This is a genomic window from Microcystis sp. T1-4 (assembly GCF_000297435.1).
Classification (GTDB): Bacteria; Cyanobacteriota; Cyanobacteriia; order Cyanobacteriales; family Microcystaceae; genus Microcystis.
Genome location: NZ_CAIP01000236.1, coordinates 1 through 8,866 on the forward strand (window position 1 = coordinate 1; position 8,866 = coordinate 8,866).

The following is an 8,866-nucleotide window of genomic DNA, read 5'->3' on the forward strand; positions in this document are numbered from 1 at the left end:
TTTGAAAGGTTGGCGGTCACTTCTCATTTTACAAAGATAGTGATCGCTTTTACTTTTGATATTCTGATGGGAGAATGAAACAGCCCTAGGATCAAGGGGGTATCGAACCTCAAATCCATTTTTAATTTAATTATAACCAGCTAAGTAGGTAGGCACAATTATTTGTAGGATGGGTTAGCGGTAGCGTAACCCATGCGGGTGTTGGGTTTCATGCTTCAACCCAACCTACGTTCATTTTATATTTAATTCCACCCACCTACTTACTTATGAATGATGAATGAATGATGAAGTGGGGAGAAGGGGAGAAGGGGAGAAGCGGAGAAGGGGAGACGGGAGATGGGAGCAGGGAGAAAAAAGCGTTCGACAAAAGCTCACGCCGAAGTCTGACGGCTAACGAATGTTACGATTGTTACAACATCTTGACATTAATTCTGATACCCTGACAATGTGTCAATCTGTGCAGTAATGGGGCAGAAACTCAGGTGGTATCGATCTATATTTCTATTGTTGAGGGCAACCCGCACTTGCGATCACTATTAGCTTGGCATCTGCAACAGGCCGGTTATTTTGTTAACCAATCGGCAACCCTGCAAAGTGCGCGTCAAGCTTTCCTTCATCGTCAACCAACCTTAGCAATTATCGATTCCGACTTGCCAGATGGGGATGGAATCGAACTCTGCCGTTGGCTTGATCAACAAAAACAGTCTTTAATCCTGATTCTCTCGGCCCGTAATAGCGAAAAAGATGTGGTCAATGGTTTAAAAGCCGGGGCCGACGACTACCTGAGAAAGCCCTTTGGAATGCAAGAATTTATGGCTAGGGTGGAAGTGTTAACCCGTCGTTTACGCGGTGGGGCAGCTCCCCTACACTTGGATTATGGGGAATTAAAAATAGATTTAGCCCAACGACGGGTACAATTTCGCGGGGAGTATATCGAATTAACGCCCCAAGAGTTTAGCCTACTCTACGTTTTAGCCCAAGCGGAGGGAACACCCCTATCAAGAGCTGATTTACTGCGTCGCGCCTGGCCCGAGGAAATCGATAATCCCCGGACAATTGATACTCATGTTCTGTCTTTGCGGAAAAAAATCGAAACTGATCCCAGACAACCTAATTTAATTCAAACCGTCCGCAACGTCGGCTATCGTTTCAATCTAGAAATGTTGGCCGAGATCAATTCAGCTTTAGAAGCTAATATTATTGCCCCCACCAAAGGCAATCATAACGGTCATTCCATGAGTAAAATTCCCGCTCACAATGTTAGTCGTTAATTTTGGCTTTGTCCGACCAATGAGCAGATTTTTGGCGGAAATCGTCTCCTAACCACTGAATCGAAGCGAGGAGACGAAGGGCCAGTTAAACCGTAGTCACCATTGACCGATCCGCTTGTCGCTGAAATTCCGTCAATAAACGCCGAAATTCGTCGCCGTCAATGGTTTCCTGTTCAATCAGTATATCCACCAAGCGATCAATCGCCCCACGATTGTCAAGGATAATTTTTGTTGCTAAATCGTGGCATTGCTTGACAATTTCCCTTACTTGTGCATCAATTTTCGCCATCATCGCAAAAGAATGGTCGGCATGATAACCGGCACCAGCAGCACCGAGATAGGAATTGCCCTCCTCCTCTAGGGCAATTAATCCCAATTCCGACATTCCCAGACGCGTTACCATCTGTCGGGCCAGATAGGTAATTTTTTCAATATCACTACTGGCACCGGTGGTCACTTCATCCTCACCGAAGATACATTCCTCCGCCACTCTTCCCCCTAATAATCCCGCAATTCGGGCTAATAACTGGGAACGACTGGTTAAACCCTGTTCTTCATCGGGAGTGAACCAAGTTAACCCCTGCGCTTGACCCCGGGGAATCAGGGTGACTTTTTCCACCTGATCGTGGCCGGGACAGAGACTAGCGACAATCGCATGGCCGACTTCGTGATAGGCGATCAAACGCTTGGCTTTACTATCGACTAAAGCGCGCCCTTCCATACCGGCCACAATCCGGTCGATGGCATCGTTGACTTCCTCCATGGTAATGGCCTCTTTGCGCCTTCTAGCGGTAAAAATCGCCGCTTCGTTGAGCATATTAGCCAAATCTGCCCCGGTAAAACCGGGGGTGCGACGGGCGATCGCCGCCAACGCCACATCGGCAGCCACCTTTTTATCGCGAGAATGGACCTCTAAAATGGCCAAACGTCCCTTAGAATCTGGATAATCCACCACCACCTGTCGGTCAAAACGACCCGGACGCAGCAAGGCCGAATCCAAAACATCAGGCCTGTTGGTGGCGGCAATGACGATAATGCCAGTATTTCCCTCAAAACCGTCCATTTCCGTCAATAATTGGTTCAGGGTTTGTTCCCGTTCATCATTACCTCCCCCATAACCGATCCCCCTTTGACGACCAACGGCATCAATTTCATCGATAAACACCAAACAAGGGGCATTTTCCTGGGCTTTTCGGAACAGATCTCGCACTCGCGACGCACCAACCCCGACGAACATCTCCACGAATTCCGACCCGGAGATGCTGAAAAAAGGCACTCCCGCCTCTCCTGCGATCGCTTTAGCCAGTAAAGTTTTCCCCGTCCCAGGTGGCCCGATTAACAGGACTCCTTTCGGGATTTTTGCGCCAATAGCCGTAAATTTTTCCGGTTGTTTGAGGAATGTCACCACTTCCTGTAAATCTTCCTTGGCCTCATCCACCCCCGCCACATCATTAAATTCTATGCCGGTTTTCGCCTCCATCTGAAACCGCGCCCTTGATTTACCGAAGTTCATCGCTTGGCCGGAAGCATTGGCAGAACGACGGATAATAAACACCAATAATCCCAAGACGAGAATAATAACTAACAGGTTAGTGAGAACATTGATCAAGGCCGAATTGTCAGTGCTGGGGAGAATGCCGTACTCAATTTTTTCAGCATCGAGTTTCTTGATTAATTCGGGATTTTGGTCAAATAAATTGACTTCTTTCGGGGGATCCTTATCCGTTTGACCGACGAGGGTAACTGCTGCCTGCTGCAAAGAAGGATTGATTTCCACCTTTTTTACCTTGCCTTGGTCAATCTTCTCTAACAATTCACCGTAGGTGAGGGTATTTGGGTTTTTTTGACTCCAAGCAGGAGTGACATGGCCAAAGGTTTGCAGAATCATCCAAGTGCTGACAATCCCTTTCCATACTTGCCGATTACCACGATTCTTAGCTGAGTTGGCTCTAACTACGGTGAGCGGAGATTTTTGATCCATAATTGACTCTATATCTAGTTACCCTGTATTCATTGTGACAGATCGACTCGATCGTGACCACTGTTCTGTTTTCCCCCAGGCACGACCCTGAGGGGAAATAGTGATGACGGTTTTTTGCTATACTATATTTAGCTAGGTGGTCTAACCACTGCCTATCCCAATCACTAACAGTTTAGGGAAGTGGGTTTCGCCCGCTTTTTTTATTGTCCAAATCATGACCCATCCGCTCATTCCCGACCTGCTGCACCTAGCCACCCCTATCGCTGAAAACTTGGGGCTAGAAGTGGTCGATATCGTTTTCCAAACCAATAAAAGGCCTCCCGTCCTGCGCGTCGATATTCGCAATCTTACGGGAGATACTGGTTTAGAGGACTGTGAGCAGATGAGTCGGGCCCTAGAAACCGCCCTCGACAGTCAAGAAGTCTTACCCGGGACCTACGTTTTAGAAATATCTAGCCCCGGCATTTCTCGACAACTGAGCAGCGAGCGCGAATTTCAGTCTTTTAAAGGTTTTCCCGTCATCGTTACCGGCCAGGATGGCCAGGGAAAACCACAAGAATGGCGCGGAAAACTGCAAGGTAGAGATGAGCAATCTATTTATCTTAACCAAAAAGGTCGCTCCCTGACCATCGATCGCACTACCGTCATCAGCGTCCGTTTAGATGAGCAGCGCAATAATCAGTGATCAGTAAACAGTAATCAGTAAACAGTGATCAGGGATAAGGATGAAGATAAATAACTCACTAACTGATTAACTTAAAACTTACATCTGATAACTTACATCTGATAACTGATAACTGATAACTGATACAAGGCTGACGGATAAAAAACTAATAACTCAAAAGTAAGGAGAAAAAATAATTATGGCCACTGTTAATTTGCCTGGGTTAAAAATGATGATCGAAGAAATTAGCCAACGACATAATCTGCCCAAAAATGCCGTACAGGAAGCCTTGCGTGAAGCCCTTATCAAGGGGTACGAACGTTATCGCCGCGCCCAAAGTTTAGAAAAAGCAGCTCAATTTCATGAAGATTATTTCAATAACTTTGATGTGGAATTAGACGTAGAAGAAGAAGGCTTTCGCATCCTTTCTACTAAAACTATTGTCGAAGAAGTGACTAATCCCGACCATCACATCGGTCTCAAAGAAGTGCAAGAAGTGGCCGATGAGGCCCAATTAGGGGATGAAGTAGTTCTGGATGTCACCCCCGACCAAAGAGAATTTGGTCGCATGGCGGCGATTCAAACTAAACAGGTTTTACTGCAAAAACTGCGGGATAACCAACGCAAACTGATTCAAGAGGAGTTCCAAGATCTAGAAGGAACGGTTTTACAGGCCCGGGTCGTCCGTTTTGAAAGACAGGCCGCTATTGTCATGGTACAAAGCACCTACGGTCAACCGGAAGTGGAAGCAGAACTACCCAAACGGGAACAGCTGCCCAACGATAACTATCGGGCCAACGCCACCTTTAAAGTGCTGCTCAAAAAAGTCCTAGAAGGTTCTCACCGGGGCCCGCAATTAATCGTTTCCAGAGCGGCGGCGGGTTTAGTAGTATATCTGTTCGCCAACGAAGTTCCCGAAATCGAGGAGGAAATCGTGCGTATTGTCGCCGTCGCCCGGGAAGCCAATCCCCCCTCCCGTCACGTTGGTTCGCGGACAAAAATCGCCGTCGATACCCTAGAAAGAGACGTGGATCCGGTTGGGGCCTGTATTGGGGCCAGAGGTTCGCGGATTCAAGCCGTGGTTAACGAATTGCGGGGGGAAAAAATCGACGTGATTCGTTGGTCTCCGGATCCGGCCACCTACATCGCCAATGCCCTTAGTCCCGCCCGTATCGACCAAGTTTTGTTCACTAATGCCGAAGAAAGACAAGCATTGGTACTGGTCGCCCAGGATCAATTAAGTTTAGCGATTGGCAAAGAAGGGCAGAACGTGCGTTTAGCCGCCCGTCTGACGGGCTGGAAAATCGATATTAAGGATATCGCCCTCTATAAAGGCGAACAAGAGCTAAAAAACGCTGAAAAAGACCTAGAATTGCAGGATTTAGAAGAAGAATGAATCCCTTCGTCAATTATCGACGCTGTATTAGCTGTCGTCTCTTCGCCCCGAAAGAATCCTTTTGGCGAATTGTCCGACTACACCCGTCCGGACAGATACAATTAGATCAAGGCATGGGAAGAGCCGCCTATATCTGTCCGCAGTCCCACTGCCTGCAACTAGCCAGGCAAAAAAATCGTCTCGGACGCGCCCTAAAAGCCAATATTCCCGAAACGCTCTATGACTCCTTGCAAGAGCGACTCGGGCCTGGCGAGCAAGGTCGAGCAAATCAGGATTAAAATTGACGATCATAGCCACAAAATCGTTAGCATAGAAATGGGGCTCCTGACAGGATCAAAAAATCAGCCAACTTATAGGATCACTAACAATTTAGCCGGGGGATAATGGATGAGTAACGCGAAAGTCAGAATTTACGATTTATCAAAAGAATTGAATCTAGACAACAAAGACATTTTGGACATCTGTGACCAGTTAAACATCGAGTACAAGAGCCACAGTAGCACGATCAGCGAAGAGGATGCCCAACGCATCAAAGCGATTGCGGCCAAGGGAGTGGCCTCGAGTACCGGGAAAACTAGCATGGGTCAGCGAGAATCGGCTAGTCCTGCCGAAGAAAAAAAACAAAAGATTTTAGCCCTGCATAAACACAACCGCCCCGAAACCGGCGAAGAGGGGCTAAACTATCCCGGTTCCGGCAGTTCCTCGGCCAAACCGACTTTAATCAGTCCCCCCCGTCCCCCGGTGAAACCCCTCGTCGCTCCCTGGGGGAGCGACGAGGCGGCCGAAAAAACTCCCCCTACGGAGGAGAAGAATGCAGCCACCGCCACTGCAGCAGAGATGCTGTCTCAAACCCCCAGTGTTAAAGAAACCCCGACCGAAACCCCGCTAGTCCCAGAAGCAGCCCCCACCTTGATCGCCCCACCCAATCGACCCTCCCTCACCCAGAAACCACGCCCTGAAACCGCCTCGAGCCGGCCAGAACCCCGAGCCAAAAATGCCCCCGGCAGTAACGACAGGCCCCGGGGAGAAAAACGCGAGCGCGGCGAGAGCGAAAACGCCCCTAGTCCTGAGCGCAGGGCTGGCTTGGCTAAACCCGAAAAACCGACCCTCAACCGCAAAACCGACGGAAAAAGCCCGAAACTGGGGGAACCAGCCAGAGAAGTGCGGGAGACGGTGGAATTGAAGCGCCCAGTTCGCCCCGGTTTGCCCGCCAAAATCTCGGCTACCGGCGAGGAAGAAACCGATACCACCAAGAAATCTGGTGTTGATGGCACAGAAATCGATACAGATACCGGATTGCTGGGAGCAGACGGGCTGAAAAAACTCAAACGACCCACCATGCCCCCTCGCATGGCCAAAAAATCTAGCTGGGAAGAAGAAGAAGAAGAAGAGAAAAAAGCGGCCAAAACCGCCAAAACTGCCGGCAAAAACAAACGCCGCACCCAGGCTCTCTTTGAAGATGACGATGATCTAGAATCGGAACTATCCGGGTTAATCAACACCCCCAGTTTTACCCTTTCCACCGCTCGTCCCCCCAAACCGCCCAGCGCGAAAGCAACCACCCCCGGCACTCCAACAGCAGTCAAAGTTAAGCGGCCTAGTAAACCAGGCGCCCATACCAGCAGTCCGAAAAGCGAGCGCCAAGAACCCCAAGAGGAAAAACGCCCGGAAAGCATCATCATCACCGGCAGTCTCACTGTGCGCGACCTCTCGGAATTGATGAAAGTCCCCGAAACCGAGATCATCAGAACCCTATTTTTTAAAGGGATGGCGGTTAATATCACCCAAACTCTCGACGTGGACACCATCGAAATGATCGCCAGGGACTTCGAGATGGCCGTGGAAACCCCCAGCACCCAGTCGGCGGCAATCAAAACCACGGAAATGATCGATGTCTCCGACTGGGAAAGTCTCCAGCGTCGTCCTCCCGTCGTCACCATTATGGGTCACGTTGACCACGGTAAAACCACCCTCCTCGACTCGATCCGCAAAACCAAAGTCGCCCAAGGAGAAGCCGGCGGCATCACCCAGCATATCGGTGCTTACCACGTCGATGTGGAACATAACGGCAAACCAGAACAGATTGTCTTTTTGGATACCCCCGGCCACGAAGCTTTTACCGCCATGCGCGCCCGCGGGGCGAGAGTCACCGATATAGCGGTGCTGGTGGTAGCCGCCGATGATGGCGTACAACCGCAAACGAAAGAGGCAATTAGTCACGCTAGGGCCGCCGAAGTCCCCATCGTGGTGGCCATTAACAAAGTCGATAAACCCTCGGCTAACCCCGACCGGATTAAACAGGAATTGACCGAACAGGGACTGGTGGCTGAAGATTGGGGCGGTGAGACGATCATGGTTCCCGTTAGCGCCCTGCGGGGTGAAAATCTCGATAATCTGCTGGAAATGATCCTCTTGGTGGCAGAAGTAGAAGAATTGGTCGCTAACCCCGATCGCTTGGCTAAGGGAACCGTCATCGAAGCTAACCTCGATCGCACCAAAGGGCCCGTGGCTACCCTGCTCGTCCAGAATGGCACTCTCCGGGTGGGCGATAGCATCGTCGCTGGTTCCGTTTTCGGCAAAATTCGGGCGATGATCGATGATCGCGGTCAAAAAGTCGAAGCGGCCACCCCCTCCTTCGCCGTGGAAATCCTCGGTCTTAGTGATGTCCCGGCCGCTGGCGATGAATTCGATGTCTATGAAAGTGAAAAAGAGGCCCGGGCGATCGCTGATCAACGGGCGATCGAACGACGCAACACCCGTTTACAACAGGCCCTCTCCTCCCGTCGCGTTAGCCTTAGCACCCTCTCTATCCAAGCTCAAGAAGGACAACTCAAGGAACTTAATCTCATCCTTAAGGCAGATGTGCAAGGTTCCGTCGAGGCCATCCTCGGTGCGCTTAAACAGTTACCCCAAAACGAAGTGCAGATTCGCGTTCTCCTCGCCTCTCCGGGGGAAATCACCGAAACCGATGTGGATCTGGCCGCCGCTAGTGGTGCGGTGGTGGTGGGCTTTAATACCACCCTGGCCAGTGGGGCCAGGGCTGCCGCCGATCGGGAAGGGGTCGATATCCGCGATTACAATATCATCTACAAGCTCCTCGATGATATTCAAGGGGCGATGGAAGGTCTTCTCGACCCCGAAGAAGTGGAAGAACACCTCGGTTTCGCCGAAGTGCGGGCCGTCTTCACCGTCGGTCGTGGGGCCGTGGCGGGCTGTTATGTCCAATCCGGTAAACTGGTGCGGAACCGCTTCCTGCGCGTGCGTCGCGGCAAGGAAATTGTTTATCAGGGGGTTCTTGATTCCCTCAAACGGATGAAGGAAGATGCCCGGGAAGTGGCCACCGGTTTCGAGTGCGGTGTCGGTGTTTCTAAATTCAATGACTGGAAAGAAGGCGACATTATCGAAGCCTACGAAATGGTCATGAAACGCCGCACTTTATCCAGTTAATTAGACGGTCACCGTCAGGAGTCAGTTATCAGTTATCAGTTATCAGTTATCAGTCATAATTCCCCCACTCCCCCACCTCCCCACTTCATAATTCATAATTCATAATT

At 50.2% G+C, this 8,866-nt stretch carries 6 protein-coding genes; 5 read left to right on the plus strand and 1 reads right to left on the minus strand.

Annotation, left to right across the window (positions count from 1 at the left end):
- Window positions 1-482 precede the first annotated feature (482 nt).
- Window positions 483-1,271, plus strand: coding sequence for a response regulator transcription factor (locus MICAI_RS14605; protein ID WP_008203454.1), 789 nt, complete (start codon window positions 483-485; stop codon window positions 1,269-1,271).
- Between the two features lie 85 nt (window positions 1,272-1,356).
- Here the strand turns inward: MICAI_RS14605 and ftsH are convergent, their stop codons facing one another.
- Window positions 1,357-3,252: an ATP-dependent zinc metalloprotease FtsH gene (gene ftsH, locus MICAI_RS14610; protein ID WP_008203455.1), complete on the minus strand. Its 1,896-nt coding sequence runs from the start codon at window positions 3,250-3,252 to the stop codon at window positions 1,357-1,359.
- Between the two features lie 214 nt (window positions 3,253-3,466).
- Between ftsH and rimP the strand changes: the two genes are divergently transcribed.
- The 4 genes from rimP (at window position 3,467) to infB (ending at window position 8,759) form a co-directional block, all read left to right on the plus strand.
- Complete coding sequence (gene rimP, locus MICAI_RS14615) at window positions 3,467-3,937, plus strand: ribosome maturation factor RimP (protein ID WP_008203456.1); 471 nt, start codon at window positions 3,467-3,469, stop codon at window positions 3,935-3,937.
- 178 nt (window positions 3,938-4,115) lie between these two features.
- Window positions 4,116-5,312: a transcription termination factor NusA gene (nusA, locus tag MICAI_RS14620; protein WP_008203457.1), complete on the plus strand. Its 1,197-nt coding sequence runs from the start codon at window positions 4,116-4,118 to the stop codon at window positions 5,310-5,312.
- The gene (locus MICAI_RS14625; protein ID WP_008203458.1) at window positions 5,309-5,590 is read left to right on the plus strand and encodes a YlxR family protein; all 282 of its coding nucleotides are present in this window, start codon (window positions 5,309-5,311) and stop codon (window positions 5,588-5,590) included. The genes nusA and MICAI_RS14625 overlap by 4 nt, the downstream gene beginning before the upstream one ends.
- A 109-nt stretch (window positions 5,591-5,699) precedes the next feature.
- A complete protein-coding gene (gene infB, locus MICAI_RS14630) occupies window positions 5,700-8,759 on the plus strand; it encodes a translation initiation factor IF-2 (RefSeq protein ID WP_008203459.1) in 3,060 nt (1,019 codons plus the stop codon).
- Window positions 8,760-8,866: the final 107 nt, after the last annotated feature.

Coding starts and splice junctions, on each gene's coding strand:
- ftsH (WP_008203455.1), bottom strand. CDS start 3,252: ATGGATCAAAAATCTCCGCTCACCGTAGTTAGAGCCAACTCAGCTAAG.
- MICAI_RS14625 (WP_008203458.1), top strand. CDS start 5,309: ATGAATCCCTTCGTCAATTATCGACGCTGTATTAGCTGTCGTCTCTTC.
- infB (WP_008203459.1), top strand. CDS start 5,700: ATGAGTAACGCGAAAGTCAGAATTTACGATTTATCAAAAGAATTGAAT.
- nusA (WP_008203457.1), top strand. CDS start 4,116: ATGGCCACTGTTAATTTGCCTGGGTTAAAAATGATGATCGAAGAAATT.
- rimP (WP_008203456.1), top strand. CDS start 3,467: ATGACCCATCCGCTCATTCCCGACCTGCTGCACCTAGCCACCCCTATC.